This is a genomic window from Nocardia sp. NPDC004278 (assembly GCF_053602975.1).
Genome location: NZ_JBSGEQ010000004.1, coordinates 83,247 through 101,667 on the forward strand (window position 1 = coordinate 83,247; position 18,421 = coordinate 101,667).

19 protein-coding genes are annotated in these 18,421 nt (G+C 66.9%); 6 read left to right on the forward strand and 13 right to left on the reverse strand.

From position 1 onward, the window contains the following. Positions 1-86: 86 nt before the first annotated feature. The 3 genes from ACWEO2_RS07605 to ACWEO2_RS07615 form a co-directional block, all read right to left on the reverse strand. Positions 87-1,001: a sugar phosphate isomerase/epimerase family protein gene (locus tag ACWEO2_RS07605; protein ID WP_452404838.1), complete on the reverse strand. Its 915-nt coding sequence runs from the start codon at positions 999-1,001 to the stop codon at positions 87-89. Positions 1,002-1,086: 85 nt separating this feature from the next. Beyond that, entirely contained in the window at positions 1,087-2,817 is a 1,731-nt protein-coding gene (locus ACWEO2_RS07610; protein ID WP_452404584.1) for a hypothetical protein, read from the reverse strand. After that, a complete protein-coding gene (locus ACWEO2_RS07615) occupies positions 2,814-3,845 on the reverse strand; it encodes a Ppx/GppA phosphatase family protein (RefSeq protein ID WP_452404585.1) in 1,032 nt (343 codons plus the stop codon). The genes ACWEO2_RS07610 and ACWEO2_RS07615 overlap by 4 nt, the downstream gene beginning before the upstream one ends. Positions 3,846-4,007: 162 nt before the next feature. Between ACWEO2_RS07615 and ACWEO2_RS07620 the strand changes: the two genes are divergently transcribed. Continuing rightward, positions 4,008-4,871 (forward strand): hypothetical protein, encoded by an 864-nt coding sequence (locus ACWEO2_RS07620; RefSeq protein WP_452404586.1) that lies wholly within the window; start codon positions 4,008-4,010, stop codon positions 4,869-4,871. A 222-nt stretch (positions 4,872-5,093) separates the two neighbouring features. Beyond that, a complete protein-coding gene (locus ACWEO2_RS07625; RefSeq protein WP_452404587.1) occupies positions 5,094-5,426 on the forward strand; it encodes a hypothetical protein in 333 nt (110 codons plus the stop codon). Positions 5,427-5,571: 145 nt separating this feature from the next. Here the strand turns inward: ACWEO2_RS07625 and ACWEO2_RS07630 are convergent, their stop codons facing one another. From ACWEO2_RS07630 to ACWEO2_RS07640, 3 genes are all read right to left on the reverse strand, one after another. Next, positions 5,572-6,261, reverse strand: a complete 690-nt coding sequence (locus tag ACWEO2_RS07630; protein WP_040696229.1) for a response regulator transcription factor — start codon at positions 6,259-6,261, stop codon at positions 5,572-5,574. Then, positions 6,258-7,493 (reverse strand): sensor histidine kinase, encoded by a 1,236-nt coding sequence (locus ACWEO2_RS07635; RefSeq protein WP_452404588.1) that lies wholly within the window; start codon positions 7,491-7,493, stop codon positions 6,258-6,260. Before ACWEO2_RS07635 ends, ACWEO2_RS07630 begins: the two co-directional genes overlap by 4 nt. A gap of 126 nt (positions 7,494-7,619) precedes the next feature. Further along, complete coding sequence (locus tag ACWEO2_RS07640; protein WP_452404589.1) at positions 7,620-8,003, reverse strand: winged helix-turn-helix transcriptional regulator; 384 nt, start codon at positions 8,001-8,003, stop codon at positions 7,620-7,622. A 91-nt stretch (positions 8,004-8,094) separates the two neighbouring features. Here ACWEO2_RS07640 and ACWEO2_RS07645 point away from each other — a divergent pair, with 91 nt between their 5' ends. After that, positions 8,095-8,760, forward strand: coding sequence for an NADPH-dependent F420 reductase (locus tag ACWEO2_RS07645; RefSeq protein ID WP_452404590.1), 666 nt, complete (start codon positions 8,095-8,097; stop codon positions 8,758-8,760). Positions 8,761-8,998: 238 nt separating this feature from the next. On the opposite strand, the gene ACWEO2_RS07650 is transcribed toward ACWEO2_RS07645, so the two are convergent. The 5 genes from ACWEO2_RS07650 to ACWEO2_RS07670 all read right to left on the reverse strand — a co-directional run bounded on the left by ACWEO2_RS07650 (position 8,999) and on the right by ACWEO2_RS07670 (position 13,715). Further along, the gene (locus ACWEO2_RS07650) at positions 8,999-9,745 is read right to left on the reverse strand and encodes a phosphoglyceromutase (RefSeq protein WP_355179485.1); all 747 of its coding nucleotides are present in this window, start codon (positions 9,743-9,745) and stop codon (positions 8,999-9,001) included. Between the two features lie 54 nt (positions 9,746-9,799). Then, positions 9,800-10,705 carry an ROK family protein gene (locus tag ACWEO2_RS07655; RefSeq protein ID WP_452404591.1) on the reverse strand — a complete coding sequence of 302 codons (906 nt, stop codon included), beginning with the start codon at positions 10,703-10,705 and terminating at the stop codon, positions 9,800-9,802. Positions 10,706-10,796: 91 nt separating this feature from the next. Further along, positions 10,797-11,297, reverse strand: a complete 501-nt coding sequence (locus ACWEO2_RS07660; protein ID WP_452404592.1) for a YbjN domain-containing protein — start codon at positions 11,295-11,297, stop codon at positions 10,797-10,799. Next, positions 11,294-12,721, reverse strand: a complete 1,428-nt coding sequence (mshA, locus tag ACWEO2_RS07665) for a D-inositol-3-phosphate glycosyltransferase (protein WP_452404593.1) — start codon at positions 12,719-12,721, stop codon at positions 11,294-11,296. Before mshA ends, ACWEO2_RS07660 begins: the two co-directional genes overlap by 4 nt. 172 nt (positions 12,722-12,893) lie before the next feature. Next, positions 12,894-13,715, reverse strand: a complete 822-nt coding sequence (locus ACWEO2_RS07670; RefSeq protein WP_452404594.1) for an alpha/beta fold hydrolase — start codon at positions 13,713-13,715, stop codon at positions 12,894-12,896. 98 nt (positions 13,716-13,813) lie between these two features. Here ACWEO2_RS07670 and ACWEO2_RS07675 point away from each other — a divergent pair, with 98 nt between their 5' ends. Next, the gene (locus tag ACWEO2_RS07675; RefSeq protein WP_452404595.1) at positions 13,814-14,548 is read left to right on the forward strand and encodes an SDR family NAD(P)-dependent oxidoreductase; all 735 of its coding nucleotides are present in this window, start codon (positions 13,814-13,816) and stop codon (positions 14,546-14,548) included. Positions 14,549-14,673: 125 nt separating this feature from the next. Continuing rightward, the gene (gene mscL, locus ACWEO2_RS07680) at positions 14,674-15,123 is read left to right on the forward strand and encodes a large conductance mechanosensitive channel protein MscL (RefSeq protein ID WP_452404596.1); all 450 of its coding nucleotides are present in this window, start codon (positions 14,674-14,676) and stop codon (positions 15,121-15,123) included. A 66-nt stretch (positions 15,124-15,189) separates the two neighbouring features. On the opposite strand, the gene ACWEO2_RS07685 is transcribed toward mscL, so the two are convergent. Continuing rightward, positions 15,190-16,428, reverse strand: coding sequence for a L,D-transpeptidase (locus ACWEO2_RS07685; RefSeq protein ID WP_452404597.1), 1,239 nt, complete (start codon positions 16,426-16,428; stop codon positions 15,190-15,192). 68 nt (positions 16,429-16,496) lie between these two features. Continuing rightward, entirely contained in the window at positions 16,497-17,630 is a 1,134-nt protein-coding gene (locus ACWEO2_RS07690; protein ID WP_452404598.1) for a UDP-N-acetylmuramate dehydrogenase, read from the reverse strand. Between ACWEO2_RS07690 and ACWEO2_RS07695 the strand changes: the two genes are divergently transcribed. Then, positions 17,629-18,114, forward strand: coding sequence for a DUF2505 domain-containing protein (locus tag ACWEO2_RS07695; protein WP_452404599.1), 486 nt, complete (start codon positions 17,629-17,631; stop codon positions 18,112-18,114). The genes ACWEO2_RS07690 and ACWEO2_RS07695 overlap by 2 nt on opposite strands. Positions 18,115-18,421: the final 307 nt, after the last annotated feature.

Here is an 18,421-nt window from a genome sequence, read left to right on the forward strand (position 1 = left end):
GAGGCGGATTGCGGTTCGAATTCCGCTCTGCCGGGAGATCGGCGCAAGATCACACCTCGGTGCCGGATCCGCAGCTCGGTGTCGGATCAAACGCGGTTCGCGTGCCTCGGCGCTGGCGCGGGGGCGGGTGCGTTGAGGTGCTGTCTGGCAAAGGCCAGCGTGCGGTGCAACATGCCAGCGCGGTCCGGTGTGGTGCGGGCGTTCTGGGTGTTGATTTCGGCGATCGCGTGCCCGGCGAAACCGGATCGGATCAAGGTCGCGCACAGCTCGGCGCACGGCTGAGTGCCCTCGCCCGGTACCAGATGTTCGTCGTGCGCCGCGCCGCGGCCGTCGGCGAGATGCAGGTGGGCCAGGCCGTGACCCATCCGCGCGGCCAGCGCCAGCGGGTCGGCGCCCGCCGTCGCAGTATGCGAAAGGTCGAGGGTGTAGTGCCGGAATCCGGTATCGGTCGGATCGTAGGAGGGGCTGAACGCGGTCACCCCGGGTCCGGGCCCGCCGCGGCGCTCCAGCCGCTTCGCCGAACCGGCGCCGCGACCGAAGAGGGTGTCCGCGCGCATCGGGAACATATTCTCCACCGCGACGATGACGTGGCTGTGCTCCTCCAACTCCGCGACCTGGTCGGCGAAGCCCTGCGCATAGCGGCGCTGCCAGCGGAATGGCGGATGTACCACCACGGTGCCGGCACCGAGCGCCTCGGCGGTGCGCACGCTGCGCTCGAGTTTGGCCACCGGATCCGAACCCCATACCCGCTGGGAGATCAGCAGGCACGGTGCGTGGATGGCCAGGACCGGCATGTCGTATTTGCGGGAGTAGGCCTGGACCGTGGCGATGCTCTGACTGGCCGGTTCGGCCCAGACCATCAATTCGATTCCGTCGTAACCGATTTCGGCCGCATACCGGAAGGCTGCCTCGGTGTTCTGCGGATACACCGATGCCGTCGAGAGGCCGACGAGGATCTGCTGTCCACCGGGCCCGCCGAGCGGGTGGGGTTCGGTATGCACGTCATGATCCGGCGCGGGCCCCCGCTCCGCGCTGTCCGCCCTGATGTCGTTCGCCTGCCCGATGTTCCCCACAACTGCTCCCTGCTCAGTTCGTACTGAGAAGAAAGGCTAGCGGTCCCAACGTGACAAAGATGCCTACGACGACGGCGATCACCGTACTGAGAATGTCATCGGTGCGCCGCAATATTCGCACCAATGCCACCAGCCCGAGGATCACGATCATCGCCAGGCACAGCGCCACCCAGGGAAGCATCTCCCACATCCGCTCGAAGCCCTTGAACAGCAACATTCCGGCGACGGCCGCGCCGGTGCTCTGACCGCCGAGAATCATCCACTGGCGGCGATTGACGTCGTACTCCGCCTTCCGTGCTCGGCGTGAGCGGCGCGGGAACGATGCGGCACGCGAATGTTCCGAGTCCGAGTCAACGTCGTAATCGTCGTCGTAATCGTCGTCGTAATCGTCGAGGGCATCGCCTGTCGAGAACGGTTCGTACACATCGGTTCGACCGTCATACCCATCGGCCAGATCGGTAGGTGCCGGACCCGCGTCACGTTTCGATCGGCCACGTCGGCCGCGGCCGTTCGCACGCTCGGCATCGGCGCGCTCGGCCCGTTCGACACCGTCGCGCAGCAGGTCGCCCGCCACGGTCTGGCCGGAGACGAGCTGTTGATCCTGACTGGCCAGTGACCACGCAGCGGTGGGGATGCCAGCGGATTCGGGCGCGCTGTTGTTGGGTGGCACATGTCTTCGCGCCGACCACGCGGGCAGACCGCCGTCGGCCGGTCCGCGCGAACCGTCGCGTCGTGCGGATCTTCGCTGCTCGGATTCGGGATCGACCCCGCGATTCGCGGCCCGGTCGGGAGCCTGCGATCTCGATGGACCGTCCGGCAGCGGCAGCGGCGCCGACTCGGGCGCGAAGCCATTGGTGGACGGTGACCACGCCGCGGTGGAAGGTCCGACTTCCGCCTCGGCCTCGGCCTCGGCCTCCGCGGCGCGCCGCCGGGCGGCTCGGCCACCGGTTCGCGATCCGTTCTGCTGCGGGGCGGGTGCGGCATCCGCACGGTGGCCGGTGCTGCGGCCGATATCGTGCAGCGGCCGGACCTCGGTGGTCTCCTCCACCGGTTCCGCGTGCCGGTGTCGACGACCGGTGCGTCCGGACCCCGCGGCGGATGCGCCATCCGAGAGCGGTGACGCGTACGGGTCCGGCGCCGGGGCATAGAGATCCGACAGCGGTGCCGACAACGGATCGGCGGGAGCCGAGTGCCGCGATGGCGCCACATCCCGACTCGGCATCTCCCGCCCCGGCATGACCCGGCTGGACCATCCGGGTTCGGGCAATGGATCGGCGTCCGGAGCGGCATAGGCCGAAAGCGGGTCGTATCTGGTGATCGGCCCCGACATCGGCGAGTAGTTGGGCAGTTCGGGCGCCGGCGGTGCATACGGTTCCGGCGCGGGATACGACGCCGGTTCCGGCGCGGCATACGAAACCGGTTCGGGCGCAGGCGTTTCGAACCCGGCGGAGCCGTAGCCGCCGGACTCGAATCCGGAGGACCGGTAGCCGGAAGCGTCATACCCGGTGGATTCATACGACGGTGGTTCGTATGCCGGTTCCTCGGCGGCCTCGGGCGCGGCGTGCGCCGAATGGCCGCCACCGCCGCCGGCCGGAATGGCCGGGAGGTCACCGGTCAGCTCGGCTACCGAAATGCCACGGCCGCCGCGCCGCCGCCGACCACCGCCACCGGATGAGGCCGCGCCCTGCGCACCGTTGCGTGCCAGCAGCTCGGCAACCGATAGCTGCTTGGAATCCTCACTCATGACGACACCGTTTCGATCGGGCCCGATATACCGCCGCCGGGCACCGGCTTACCACTGGCGTCCACGACGACACCCGGCAATGCCCTGGCCCTCGGTCCACCGTTCATATCGGTATCCAGTTTGCGCAAGATGAGCCCCTCGCGCAGTGCCCAGGGACAAATCTCGAGGGTATCCAGCGATAGTGCCCGCATACTCGCCTCCGCGACCAATGCGCCAGCCACCAATTGCTGTGACCGATCGGAACTTACGCCTTCCAATTCTGCACGGTCCGCCGCCGTCATTCTCGAGATGAAGGCGATCAGTTGGCGCAGACCTGAGCTGGTGAGTGTACGGCGCACCCGCAGCCCGGCCGAAGAGGGTGCCGCTCCGGTGAGCCGGGCAAGGGACCGAAAGGTTTTCGATGTCCCCACCGCGAGATCCGGTTTACCGGCCTCCATCAGCTGTTTTGTCGGCGTGACCAGTTCCGCGTCGAGCCAATCGCGCAGCACCGCGACGCGACGCTTACCCGGCGGATCCTCGCGCAGCCATTCCCTCGTCAACCGTCCGGCGCCGAGTTGCAGCGAGAGTGCGGCATCGGGTTCCTCGTCACCGCCATTGGTCATTTCCAGTGAGCCGCCGCCGATATCGAGATTCAGGATCCGCCCCGCACTCCAGCCGTACCAGCGGCGCACCGCGAGGAACGTCAGCCGCGCCTCGTCGACACCGGAGAGCACCTGCAGCTCGACACCGGTCTCGGCCCGGACCCGGGCCAGGACTTCATCGGAGTTCGTCGCCTCGCGCAGCGCGGAGGTAGCGAACGGCATCAACTCGACGCATCTGGATGTCTCGGCAATGCTGGCGAATTCGGCGACCGTCGCGATCAGGCGTTCGGCACCCTGGACGGTGATGCGGCCCTGGCCGTCCAGGTTCTCCGATAGCCGTAACGTGGCCTTTGTCGAGCTCATGGGCATCGGGTGACCACCACGATGGGCGTCCACCACGAGCAGGTGAACGGTATTGCTTCCGACATCGAGAACCCCAAGCCGCACATGAACACGGTACTGGGTGAACCGGCACTTTAGACCAGGCGACTGAGCTGTTAGCGTCCTGAGTGTGACGGTAGGCGCAGCAGTGAGTGAGCGCGGCGAGCGGACCAGCAAGCACAGCGCGGCGCCGCGTACGACGGAGCCGCGCGCCAGCGAGGCGCAGTCGTGAGCGGCTCCAAGAGACCCCGACCAGCGGGAAAGATCGATCCGGCACCGGAGGTCGATCTCGACTTTCCCCGGGAATGGATCGAGTTCATCGATCCAGCAAACGACGAGCATGTGATCGTCGCCGATCTGACGTGGCTGCTGTCGCGTTGGACGTGTGTCTTCGGCACTCCGGCATGCCAGGGAATTCTGAGCGACCGCCCCGACGACGGCTGCTGCTCGCACGGTGCATTCCTCTCCGATAAGGACGATCGCAAGCGCCTGACCAATGCTGTGAAAATGCTCACACCGCAGGACTGGCAGCTGATGGACGAGGCGACCGATGCCGAGGGCAAGATCACCAAGAAGGGCTATCTCGAGCTCGACGAGTTGGAGGACGAGCCCGCACTGCGCACCCGCCGATTCGACGGCGCCTGCATTTTCCTGAACCGGCCCGGCTTCGCGGGCGGCGTCGGCTGCGCACTGCACACCATGGCGCTGCGCAAGGGCATCGAACCGCTCGAGGTGAAGCCGGATGTGTGCTGGCAGCTGCCGATCCGGCGCACCCAGGATTGGGTGGAACGCCCCGACGGGGTGCAGATCCTGAAGACCACCATCACCGAGTACGACCGGCGCGGCTGGGGCCCCGGCGGTGAGGACCTGGATTGGTACTGCTCCGGCTCCCCCGACGCGCATGTCGGGGCCCGTCCGGTGTGGCAGTCCTATGCCCCCGAACTGAAGGAACTGCTCGGCGTACCCGCCTACGAGGAACTGGCCAGACACTGCAAACGCCGGGAGGGGCTCGGGCTCATCGCGATCCACCCGGCGACCGTGCACGCGAATCGGATGAAACCCGAAGCGAACATCACAGACCAGTCAGCGTGACATACGCAGTCGTCCGCGGCGACAGCTGATTTCGTGCGTACCTGGGTGACTCGTCGGGCACGCCCAGCGAACGATCACGCACCCGGCCAGCCCGCGACGTGATCTCGCGGCACCGACGACCGACAAAAGATTCGGGGAGGCGGATGAGGGTGAGGTTTGCATAGCGAGCGATTCACCTACCCGCCATGCGAGCTTTACCCGGATGGGGTTGGATGTGCGGTCATGTTGAAGAAAGCACTCGCCCTGACCACCATCGCGCTCGGTGCCACCGTCGCGCTGACCGGGGCCGCGCACGCGGAACCCAATGGTGACCCGGCCAAATACGCCGATTTCACCGCCGACTTCCTGCCCGCCAACACCCCCGAGGCGATCAACGCCCAGGCGAATGGCAAGAACCTGATCATGAGCCCGTATGGCATCAGCCGCACCATCGCCTGCCGCGGCACCAGCGCGGCCGATGTCTACGACTGCATGCAGGAAGACGATCTCGGCTGGATCACCCTGCGCAAGAACGACGTCCCCGGCATCGGCCCCACCTGGGTTTACCTGCCCTGATTTCCCCGACGTAGCGTGCAGCCGAGGTTGTCGGGGCCTCGGCGGCTGCGCCCGTCATCAATTCGCGGTAATTCGCCGCCGTACGCCATGCGCCACCGCTGCGCGGGGGACGATCCGTACGGCTGGCACGCCTCGCTGGCGCCGATCAGGCCTCGAGCTTGTAACCGAGGCCGCGCACCGTCACCAAATGCTCCGGCTTGGCCGGATCGCCCTCGATCTTCGAGCGCAGCCGCTTGACGTGCACGTCGAGGGTCTTGGTGTCACCGACATAATCGGCACCCCAGACCCGATCGATCAGCTGGCCGCGGGTCAGCACCCGGCCGGAGTTGCGCAGCAGGTACTCGAGCAGATCGAATTCCTTGAGCGGCAGGGTGACCTGCCTGCCGTTGACATGCACGGTGTGGCGGTCGACATCCATCCGCACCGGTCCGGCCTCGAGCACACCGCTCTCATTGCCGCCGTCCAGTTCATCGCCAGCGCCACGGCGCAGCACCGCCCGGATGCGGGCGATCAGTTCGCGTGCGGAGTACGGCTTGGTGACGTAGTCGTCGGCACCGAGTTCCAGACCGACCACCTTATCGATCTCGCTGTCGCGCGCGGTCACCATGATCACCGGGACACCACTGCGCGTACGCAACTGTTTGCACACATCGGTGCCGCTCATACCGGGCAGCATCAGATCGAGCAGCACGATATCGGCACCGGAGCGGTCGAATTCGGCGAGCGCGGACGGTCCGTCACCGACCACGGTGACCTCGAAGCCCTCCTTGCGCAGCAGGAACGCGAGCGGATCGGCCAGCGACTCCTCATCTTCGACGATCAGAACACTCGTCATCTGCGTGCCTCCACACCATTCGGTCTACCCGCCCCCGTGGGGCGCGGGTGTGTTTCTCTCATGCTCACCACGGCGCCGTCGACCTCTTCCTCGCCGCCGGATTCGTGGTGGGCAGGTATTCGCAAGGTGAACGTCGATCCGGTGCCCAGCTTGCTCCACAGGGTGATTTCACCGTTGTGGTTGGCTGCCACGTGTTTGACGATAGCCAGGCCGAGCCCGGTACCGCCGGTTGCGCGCGAGCGTGCCTTATCGGATCGGAAGAAGCGTTCGAACACCCGCTCCTGGTCTTCCTTGGCGATGCCGATACCGCGATCGGTCACCGCCATCGCGACGTGATCGCCGCGCAGTGAGCGGCTCACCGAGACATGGGAGCCGGTCGGCGAGTACGCGATGGCGTTCTCCACCAGGTTGGACAGCGCGGTAACGAGCAGCGTTTCGTCGCCGAGCACCTCGAGTCCGCTCGGGCGATCGGTGCTGACGGTGATGCCAGCGGCCTCAGCGGCGGTGCGGGAGCGGTCGACCGCCTGCATCACCACCGTGTCGACGTCCACCACCTCGAGTTCGGGCAGCTTTTCCGCACCCTGCAGCCGCGATAGCGCGATCAACTCGGTGACCATCTTGCCCAGGCGCCGGGATTCGCCGAGTACCCGCTGACCGAAGTGCCGGACCGCCTCGGGATCCTCCGCCGATTCCAGCATGGCCTCGGCCAGCAGGCTCATCGCGCCGACGGGGGTTTTGAGTTCGTGACTGACATTGGCGACGAAGTCCCGACGGGTGGCCTCCATCCGCGCCTGCTCGGAATCGTCGTCGGCGAACAGCACGGTGAAGCTGGTTTCTTCGCGCGATAGCTGCCTGGCCACCCCGCGCACGGCGATCCGGCTGCGGCCGGGCATCGGATTTTTGGCGGTGAGATCGAATTCGGCGGACTCGCCGGTAGCGAGCACCTTCTCCACCGCCGCCCAGGCACGCTCGTCGAGCAGCCGGTTGCGAACCAGGCCCAGCTCCTCTGCGCGCGGGTTGACCAGCACCACATCGCGGTATTCGTCGACGACGGCGATACCGCTCTCGGACGCGAGCACGATCAGGTCGAGGACCTGGGACATGGTGAGGCCGGAATCTGCCTGCCTGCGGGCGGCCTGCCTGGCGTTCATGAACGGGATAAGTAGCCCGCCGACTGCCAGGCCGACGACAGCCGCGAGGACTGCCAGCAGGACGGCCTGGGGAACACTCACCCTTGAATCGTACGGTCGCCGACCGACAAGCCAACTCGGGGTACGTGAAGTTTCGCGCAGGTCATGGGTACTTCGAGCCTTGTTAGCCGATCGTTTACGAGTTGTTACCCCCCGCCTCCGCGAGCATCAGTCGTCTTCGCCTGCCAGCGCTGCACCGACCGCACGACCGTGCTTGTCCACCCATTCACCCAAGGCATAGATCGGGGTCAGCAGGTCGCGTCCGGCTTCGGTGAGTTCGTACTCCACCCGCGGCGGAGCCTCGGCGTAGCGGTGGCGCTCGATGAGGGTCATGGACTCCATCCGGCGCAGGGTCTGGGTCAGCATCTTCTGACTGATGCCGCCGATGGCCGCGCGGAGTTCGCCGGGACGCATCGGGCCATCGCGCAGCATGTAGACGATCACCGTGAGCCAACGGTTGCCGAACAGGTCGACACCGAGTCGGGCCGGGCAGTCGGCCTCGTAATCGCCGTATGGCGCGAATTCCACCTGCTGTGCGGATTCGACCGTCATGACACCAGCCTGCCACCGCCATTACGCACCTTCGGGTGCCTATCGGAATCCCTAGCGTCGCTTCCGAATACATCCCGAGCTAGGAGTTGGTATGCGAATCGGAATCATCGGGGCCGGAGCGATGGCGAGGGCACTGGGCGGCGGCTGGGCCGCGGCCGGACATGAGGTTGTCATCGGTGCGCGGTCCCGCGTGGCAGCGGACGAGTTAGCGGCATCCATCGGGCACGGGGCACGCGGCGGAAGTATCGGCGCGGCGGCCGAATTCGGGGCGGTCGTACTGCTCGCGCTTCCGGTAAGTGCCCTTGACGAAGTGTTGGGCGAAATCGGCGGCTCACTCGCCGGACGAACGGTGATCGACTGCACCAATGCGTTCCTGCCGGACGCGGCCGCGCCGGCGGGGGTGCCGGCCTTCGTGCTGTCCGAGGACGCGGTCGCCGCACGCATCGCGGCAACGGTTCCGGATGCGCATGTGGTGAAGGCGTTCAATGTCTGTGCGGCCGAGGTGTGGGAATCGGAGAGCCGCGTCTTCGAAAACAGCAGGCTGGCGGTCCCGATCTGCGGCGACAACGCGGACGCGGTGCGACAGGTCGCAATGCTCGCCGAAGATCTCGAGCTGCAACCGATTTCGGCAGGCGGACTGCATCGCGCCAAATACCTCGAGGCCACCTCGGTATTCACCGTCGGCCTCTGGTTCGCCGGTGCGGATGCCCGCGCGATCTTCCCGCCACTGGCGGCGGCATTCGCCGTGGCCGACTAGGGCCGAGTGGCCCAGGTCCGAGCGTGCACAACCGCCCATACCCCGCGGGTTCGAGCATGAATGCGCGAGAAGTGCACGCTCGGGCCGGATTCGGCTTACCAGCCCGGGTTCCCCCGCACCGGGATATTGACGAAACTCGGCGCACGGACACCCGACCGCGCGGCAGCCGGAAACAGCAACGCGCCGCGACCGATGCCGGTCGCGGCGCGTTGTTGTCGGCCTCAGCCGAAGGAAATACCTACTTGCCGCCCTGGCTGGCGACGGCCGCGGCACCCGCGGCGGCGGCCTCGGGGTCGAGGTATTCGCGCGGGCGAACCGGGCGCAGGTTCTCGTCGAGTTCGTAGCGCAGCGGGATGCCGGTGGGGATGTTCAGGCCCGCGATATCGTCATCGGAGATCCGGTCCAGGTGCTTGACCAGTGCGCGCAGCGAGTTGCCGTGTGCCGCAACGAGAACAGTCTTGCCGGAGAGCAGGTCCTTGGAGATGGTCGACTCCCAGTACGGGACCATCCGGTTCACCACGTCGAGCAGGCATTCGGTCTTCGGAACGTCGATGCCCTGGTAGCGCGGGTCACCCTCCTGGCTGTACTCGTTCGCCGGGTCGATCGGCGGCGGCGGGGTGTCGTAGCTGCGCCGCCACAGCATGAACTGATCGTCGCCGTACTGGTCGCGGACCTGCGTCTTGTTCTTACCCTGTAGATCGCCGTAGTGGCGCTCGTTCAGGCGCCAGTCGCGCACGACCGGGATCCAGTGCCGGTCGGCGGCGTCCAGCGCGATATTCGCGGTGCTGATCGCGCGCCGCAGCACGGAGGTGTAGACGATATCGGGCAGAATGCCGTGTTCGGCCAGCAGTTCCCCGGCGCGCTTCCCCTCGGCCATGCCCTTATCGGTCAGGTGCACATCCACCCAGCCGGTGAACAGGTTCATGGCATTCCATTCGCTCTCGCCGTGGCGCAGCAGCACGAGGGTGTACGTCATGCCCGCCATTCTGGCATGTGCGCGAACCGCGCTCGCACCCGTTCCCGCCGGTCAACCGACCGCTCAGGAGACGGCGTCGGCGGTATCGTGCCCCGCGGCCAGGACGCCGGCGCCAACGAGGGTGGCGCCGTTGGTGATTCGGGACGGCACCACCCGCAGGTCGTGCAGGAAGTCCAATCCGGCGTGCCGGGTCAGCGCCGCACGCAGCGGTTCCCAGAGCGGTTCACCCGACTGCGCGAAGCCGCCGCCGATCACCACCCGATCGATATCGAGGGTCGACGCGGCGGAGGCGATGGCCGTGCCGAGCGCCGTTCCGGCCCGGTGCAGCGCGGCGAGCGCGATCTCGTCACCGGAGTGCGCGGCCTTGGCGAGTCCGGCGCCGGTTTCGCCGCGCCAGCCCTGCTCTCGCGCCCAACGCACCGATGACATGCCGCTGGCGATCGCCTCCACACAGCCGACGCCGCCGCATTCGCACGGCACATCCCAGCCCGGCACCACAATATGACCGACATGCCCGGCATTGCCGGTGCGACCGAGCACCACCCGGCCATCGGCAATGATGCCGCCGCCGATGCCGGAGGAGACCGTCATCGCCAACCCGTTCGGCACCCCGCGCAGCGCACCGACATGATGTTCGGCCAAGGCCAGACAGGCGCCGTCGATGGCGAATCGGACCGCGGCGGAAGGAAAGAGCCGCTGTACCTCGGCGACGATCGGAAAGCCCCACTTCCATTCCGGAATGTTCAGCGGACTGGTCATACCGGTACGCACATCAACGGGTCCGGCCGAACCGATTCCGATCGCCGAGACCGTCGCATCTCCCGCCACCTCGCGCAACAGCTCGCGGCAGGCCGACCACACCGATTCGCGAGGCACGTCGACGCGCCGCACATCGCGCACCTGCCGACCCGCATAGACCACGCCGACGGCGAACTTCGTGGCACCGATATCCAGAGCAAGAACCATCATCGTCGTGCGGCCTCCTATGCCTCGCGGCCCATTCACACAATGCGCCACAGCGCGATTGTCGCCTACACCGGACGTGTCGGTGCGCGATCGCTCAGGGCTGGTCCGCGGCCTCGACCAAGTGCTCGAAGGCGCGCAGGTTCTTGAGTGATTCGCCGCGCGAGACCCGCCACTTCCATTCCTTCCGAATGGACTCGGCGAAGCCGAGTTCGAGCAGGGTGTTGAAGTCGGCGTCCACGGCCTCGAGGACCTGGCCGAAGACCCGGTCCAGTTCGTCGGGGGTGACGGCGTGGGTGGCGATGCGGCCGACCAGGTAGATATCGCCGACCCGGTCCAGGGTGTAGGCCACACCGTAGAGGCGGCGGTTGCGCCGCAGCAGGAATTTGTAGACGCCCTCGAAGTTCTCATCGGGCTTGCGGCAGACGAACGATTCGATCCGCACGCCGTGCTTGCCGACGGTGAGCATCACGGTGGTCGCGAGCTTGCGCTCGCCGGGCAGGATCACGACGAAGGTGTCCTGGCTCGGGTGGGTGTACTCGATCTCCCGGTCCCGCAGCGTTTCGTCGATCAGCTGCGCGGTCGCGGCCGTACTCATCGGTGCGCTCCCGTCCGGCGCCGCCACAGCGCCCGCGATCTGGCCTGACTGCTCTCGCCGAGGAGAGCAGCACTGCGTTCACCAGCGAGGCTAGCCCGTTCACCGGGCGGTTCGGCCCGCGCGCTGTCGAGGACCAGGCTGCGGCGGGCACTGAAACCCGAGCGGATCGCCCGGAAATCGGCCAGCGCCGCAGAGTAACTGGTGAGCAGTCCGTCGGCAGTGTGTTCCCAGGAGAAGTGCGCGGCGTGCTCGACCGCGTGCAGCCCCATCCGGTGCAGTCGCCCGGCATCGTCGAGCAGGTGGCCGAGGGCGTCGGCCCAGTCCGGCGTCCGGTGTCCGGGCACCAGCAGACCGGTCTCGCCATTGCGCACCGCGGTGCCGAGTCCGCCGACATCGGCCGCGAGCACGGGGGTGCCGCTGGCCTGGGCCTCGATGGCGACCAGCCCGAACGATTCGTTATAGCTGGGCACCGCGACCAGATCGGCGGCCCGGTACACCTGGACGAGCCGATCCGGCGGCTGCGGCGGCAGGAAGGTGACGTGGTCGGCGATGCCGAGCGCGGCGGCGAGTTCGATCAGCACATCCGGACGCTCCAGTCCGGTGCCGGACGGTCCGCCGACGATGAGCACCCGCAGCTTGCGCGCCGGATTCCGGTGCAGCAGTTCGGCCGCGGCTCGGACCAGCACATCGGGGGCCTTGAGCGGCTGGATGCGGCCGATGAACGCGACGATCTGCTCGTCGGCGCGCAGGCCCAATTCGGCCCTGGCGGCGGCCTTTTCACCCGGACGGTAGCGGGTCAGGTCCGCACCGGGCGGCACCACATCGATGCGCTCGGGATCGGCGCCGTACAGCTCGACGAGCTGACGCGCCTCCTCCGCGGTATTGGCGACCATCCGATCGGCCTCGGCGATCACCTGCTTCTCGCCGATCTCCCTGGTCGCAGGTTCGGGACAGTCCCCTTCGGCCAGCGCCGCATTCTTCACCGCGGCCAACGTGTGCGCGGTGTGCACCAGCGGCACCCGCCAGCGGTCGCGCGCCAGCCAGCCGACCTGACCGGAGAGCCAGTAATGCGAATGGACGAGGTCGTAGTGACCGGGCAGATGTCTGGCCTCTTGGCGCAGCACCTCGGCGGTGAACGGGCACAGCTGGGTCGGCAGATCGCGCTTATCCAGTCCCTCGAACGGTCCGGCCACCACATTGCGCACCAAGACCCCGGGGGCCGCCTCCTGAACCGGCGGAACATTCGAGGAGGTGGCCCGGGTGAAGATCTCGACCTCGGTGCCGCGTCGGGCCAGCTGAATGGCGGTTTGCAGCACGTAGACGTTCATGCCGCCCGCATCACCGGTACCCGGTTGAGCAAGTGGTGAGGTGTGCACCGATAGCACGGCAATCCGATTGGGCCGTAGGTCCGGGCGTTGACTCACACTTCCATAGTGCACGGTGCATTGCCGAACTCAGACGCCGTATCCGAGCCAAGTGACAGCTGTCACAGCGCTTCGTGCGGCTTCTCATCCGCTCGTGCCGCTATTACCCCGGCTAGAGCACGCAACCAAGTCTGTTCGAGCCGGGCGCGCGGCGCCAGCGAATTTCGGACGGCTAATTCAGCCCGTCGATGAACGCGCCGACCTCGGCGACGAACCGGGCGCGATCCTCGATGAACAGCCCGTGCTGCGCATCCTCCCAGAACGAGGCGCTGACATCGGGCACCGCGTCGACGATGTAGCGGCCGTTCTCGATCGGTACCACCGGATCCTTGGTTCCGTGCAGGACCAGCACCGGAATATCGAGGGTGCGCAGCGTTTCGGTGTTGTCCACGGTGCGGTAGAACAGCGCCTTGCGCACCCGAGGCGGTGTGCACAGGCTCGCCCCGAACAGTCGCTGCGCATCGACACCCTTATCCGGGCCCGGCCCGGTATTGGCGTTGCCGAAGGCACCGAATGCGCGCACCGCACGTCCGGCGCTTTCGTCGAAGACGCCGGGCATGGCCTCCTGCATGGCCGAACCGGTCTCCGCGCCGGGCGCTCGGCCGATATTGGCCATCGAACCCGAGTAGATGACGCCCGCGACCGCACCGGTGCCGTACGCGGTCAGGTAATCGGTGAGCACGATGCCGCCGTAGGACCAGCCGAGCAGCACCGCCCCGGTTTCGACGCCCTCGGCCGCCAGCACCGCGGCGATATCGGCGGCCCAGTTCTTCGGATCGTCGTAGCCGGTCTCCGGTGCGTCGGAGTAGCCGTGACCACGCAGGTCGATGGCGATCACGCGGAAGCGCTCGGCCAGTTCGTCCGCGGCCGCACCCCAGCACTGCAGGTTGGCCGACCAACCGTGCACCAGCACCAGCGGCCTGCCCGCCGCCGGGCCGCTGACCCGATAGACGATGTTCGTTCCGTCCGCACTGACCGCATCCCGAATAGCCATGCCCCGAGGCTAGTAGCGCCCAAGCCCGGGGCGTGATCCGGGCAACAGCCGGACTCGCCAGCAAATGTGGAGCGCGGCGACTGCATAGGATCGGCAATATGAGCATTCGCACCGCCGTCGTCACCGGAGCCAGCTCGGGAATCGGGGAAGCCACCGCCCGGGAACTCGCCAAGCAGGGTTATCACGTGTACGTCGGTGCGCGCAGGCTCGACCGACTGCAGGCCCTGGCCGACGAAATCGGCGGCACCGCACTCGAACTCGATGTGACCTCGGATGACTCCGTGCGCGCGTGCACCGATGCGATCGACAGCGCCGATGTGCTCGTCAACAATGCGGGCGGCGCGAAGGGTCTGGCCCCGGTGGCCGAGGCGGACCTGGACGACTGGCGCTGGATGTGGGAAACCAATGTGCTCGGCACGCTGCGGGTGACCAAGGCGCTGCTGCCGAAGCTGATCGCCTCCGGCGACGGCCTCATCGTCACCATCACCTCGGTCGCCGCCTTCGAGGCCTACGACAACGGCTCCGGCTACACCTCGGCCAAACATGCCCAGGCGGTGCTGCACCGCACACTGCGCGGCGAATTGCTCGGCCAGCCGGTGCGGCTCACCGAAATCGCGCCCGGCGCCGTCGAAACCGAATTCTCGCTGGTCCGCTTCGCGGGGGACGCGGAGCGCGCTGCGAAGGTCTACGAGGGCATCGACCCGCTGGTCGCCCAGGACATCGCCGAGATCATCGGGTTCGTCGCGTCGCGACCGTCACATGTGAACCTGGACCAGATCATCGTCAAGCCCCGTGACCAGGCCGGGCCGGGTCGCTTCGCGCGCCGCGGCTGACGGAATCGGCGATACTCCATCTGGATTCGAGCGGTCGCGATAGCTGTAAATTCGCCCCGATCGCTGGCGGCGGTTAGCATCGCGAGTTTGAAACGCGTATAGACCAGATTGGAGTTGTTCGGCTCATGCTCAAGGGTTTCAAAGATTTCCTGATGCGCGGGAACGTTATCGATCTTGCGGTCGCGGTGGTCATGGGCACCGCGTTCACCGCGGTCGTAACGGCGGTGACGAAGGGAGTCATCAATCCATTACTCGCGGTCATGGGCAAGACCAATGAGTTGGGGCTCGGCGTTCAGCTGGTCGCCGATAAACCCGCCACCTTCATCGCGGTCGGGCCGATCATCACCTCGCTCATCGACTTCGTCATGGTCGCCGCGGTCCTGTACTTCGTGCTGATGGTGCCGATGAAGACCCTGAAGAACCGGTTCGGCACCGCCAAGGTAGCCGAGCCGACCGAGGTCGAACTGCTCATCGAGATCCGGGATCTGCTGGCCAGACAGCAGGCGGATTCGATCATCGATGCCGAAACGTTCGGCAAGGACGGCTCGCTGGTCAAGGACGGCGCCGCCCGGTAATCACCTGGCGGCGAATACGATTCGCCCCCGCCACGATTGCGATCGTGCGGGGGCGAAATTTATCGGCTAGCGCGGCGGTCCCGGGGCCACCGGGGTAGCGGAGATGCTGGCACCGGAGGTTCCGTCCGAGGCGGACAACGACTTCCACTGATTCCAATCGATGGTCCAGTCGTAGAGGTCACCGTCGGCGGCGGACAACTGGATCGATGTGCCGGTCACCTCGACCGGATCGCCGTAGAGCGCGGTCGGGAAGAATGCCTGCGCGTCAGTGGGCGACAAATTGATGCACCCGTTGGTGACATTCGAGGAGCCCTGTGCCGAAACCGATTCCGGGTTGGCGTGGATGAATTCGCCATTGTTGGAGATGCGTACGGCCCAGCGTTCGCGAACGTTGCTGTAGAACGGCGGATTCGACATCAGGAAGTCTTCGTACTTCTCGGTGACCACGTGCACACCCGTACGGGTGACATTGCGTGCCTGATTGCCCTCGCCGTAGCTGACCGCGAAATCGAAGACGGTCTGTCCATCGCGCACCACCTGCATGCGGTGACTCGGCGCGCTCGCCTTGACGATCTGGCTGCGGCCGATGCGGAAATCCGAAGTGAGATCGGAGTATCCGTAGTTTCCGCCGCCGAGATCCAGGCCGTAGAGCTTGGCCGCGACGTGCACGGTGGTACCGGGCACCCAGTAGTCCTTGGGCCGCCAGTGCACGCGGGAGCCGCCGTTCTCGTCGGGGAACCAGGCCCATGCGCCCTCGGTCGGCGGGGTGGTGGTGACCGTGAGCGCCTTCTCCACCGCGGCCTTGTTCTGCACGGATCCCTTGAACTGCAGGATGATCGGCGCGGCGATGCCGACGTCCTGGTTGTCGGCGATATTGAGCGTCGCGGGGAAGGTGTTCTTCGGCGCGAGCGTGGTGAAGGCGCCATCGATCGGAACCGGCTTGCGGTCGGCGCCGATCGCGGTGCCGGACCAGGTGTATTTGGCGTTGTAGCCGAGCGGTTCGGTGATCTGGTAGCTGCGCTTGTCCGGGGCGAGCTCACCGGTGACCTGCTTGCCATTGGCATTGGTCAGTACGATCTGGTCGATGGTGCCGTTGGCGACGGTGACCGAGACCGGTGCGGTCGGGTTGACGTTCTTGGCATCGGCGGCCGGTGCCAGTGTGACCTTGGCGACCGGGGTGTTGTCTGCGGCGGCGTCGGCTTTGCCGCCTTTGTCGGTCGTGCATCCGGCCACTAGCGCGACCACGACGAGCAGCACGGCGGAGACGGCGACGGCCGGTCTATGAAGGCCTGGACGAATGCTCACCGCATCGAATTTACGCGGCGAGAACCGTTCGCTCGGCTAGCGAAGAGTGTGGTGTACGTTGCACCCGTTCAAAGCTCGACTCCGATGGGTACCGGCTCCGGTTCCAGCCGGATCCCGAACCGATCGGCCACCCCATCACGGACCGCACGGGCCAGCGCGACCAGATCGGCGGCGGTTGCGGCACCGCGGTTGGTCAGCGCCAGCGTATGTTTCGTGGACAGCCGGGCTGGGGCGTCCGGCCCCGGGAAGCCCTTGGCGAAACCAGCCCGCTCGATGAGCCAGCCCGCGGAGAATTTCACCCCATCGGGCGCGGGGTAGGTGGGGATAGTGACATTGCCCACATGAGCGGTGATGGCAGCCTTCACTTCGGCGACGCGGTTGTCCGCGATGACCGGATTGGTGAAGAACGAGCCAGCGCTCCAGGTGTCGTGATCGGCGGGGTCTAGCACCATGCCCTTGCCCGCCCGCAGCTTCAGCACCGCGGATCGGACCTGGTCGGCGGGACGGGTGTCACTATTGGTCGCGCCGAGCGCGTTGGCGAGTTCGCCGTAGCGCAGTGGTGCGCTCGATCCGTCGGGGTTGAGTGCGAACTCCACCGCGAGCACCACGGCGGTATCGCGGTGCTTGAGCGCGCTGGTGCGGTAGCCGAAGCCGAGTTCGGACGGGTCGACCCAGCGGATCTCACCACTCGCGCGATCCAGCAGCCGCACCCGGCGCAGCAGACTCTCGACCTCGACACCGTAGGCCCCGACATTCTGTACCGGCGTCGCACCGGCCGAGCCGGGAATGCCCGACAGACACTCGAGCCCGCCGAGCCCGGCCTCGACCGTGGCCGCGACCACGGTGTCCCAGTTCGCGCCCGCCTCTACACGGACGCCGTCCGCATCGATCTCGACGCCGTCGTTGGCCACCCGAACCACGACGCCGTCGAAACCGTCGTCGCCGATCAGCAGGTTGGAGCCGCCGGCGAGCAGCAGCAGCGGAATGCCCGTCGCGTCCAGCGCGCGCACCGTCTCGACCAGCGCTTCGGTTGTCGCGCACTCGGCGACCGTCGCCGGACCGCCGACCCGCAGCGTGGTCAGCTCGGCCAGCCGGACCGATTCGCGCATCCGCGCACCGCTATCGGTCAGCAGCTCGCGCAGTTGATCCGACGACACCACCCGTGAAGTTCGCACGCTCCAGACGGTAGCCTGTTCGACCATGGCTACACCGCTGGCGTACACGGCCCGCTACTCGTATCCGGTCGCCGTCGTGCGCGCGGCCTTCGCCGATGAGCAGTACTGGAAGCACCGCGTCGCCGAGGTGGGCGGCGACAATGCCCGGCTCGATTCGGTCACCGTCAGCGGCGACCAGGTCAAGGTCGAGATGGTGCAGTCCATCTCCGCCGAACTGCTGCCACCCGCGATCACCGCGGTGCGCCCCGGCGATCTGATCATCCCGCGCACCGAGAACTGGACCGCCGATTCGGCCACCTTCACCGCACGCGTCGAGGGTGCGCCCGCCGAAGTCCGCGGGACCATCACCCTCTCGGCCGACGGCTCCGGGTCGGTAGCTCAGACCGACGGCACCATCGAGGTGAAGGTCCCGCTGTTCGGCGGCAAGATCGAGGCCGCGATCGCCGAGCGGCTGACCGAACTGCTCGCATCCGAGGAAGAGTTCACCAACAACTGGCTCACCCAGCACTGAGTTCGACACTGCACCGCCGCGCCACCAATAACAGCGCGCTCACCCCAAGCTTCGTCCGACGAACCCACCGCCAAGGCCGAGCGCGTCCCGAACCGCTCGCATCCAAGGACGAGTCCACCAACAACTGGCTCACCCAGCACTGAGTTCGACACTGCACCGCCGCGCCACCAATAACAGCGCGCTCACCCCAAGCTTCGTCCGACGAACCCACCGCCAAGGCCGAGCGCGTCCCGAACCGCTCGCATCCAAGGACGAGTCCACCAACAACTGGCTCACCCAGCACTGAGTTCGACGCCGGACCGCCGCG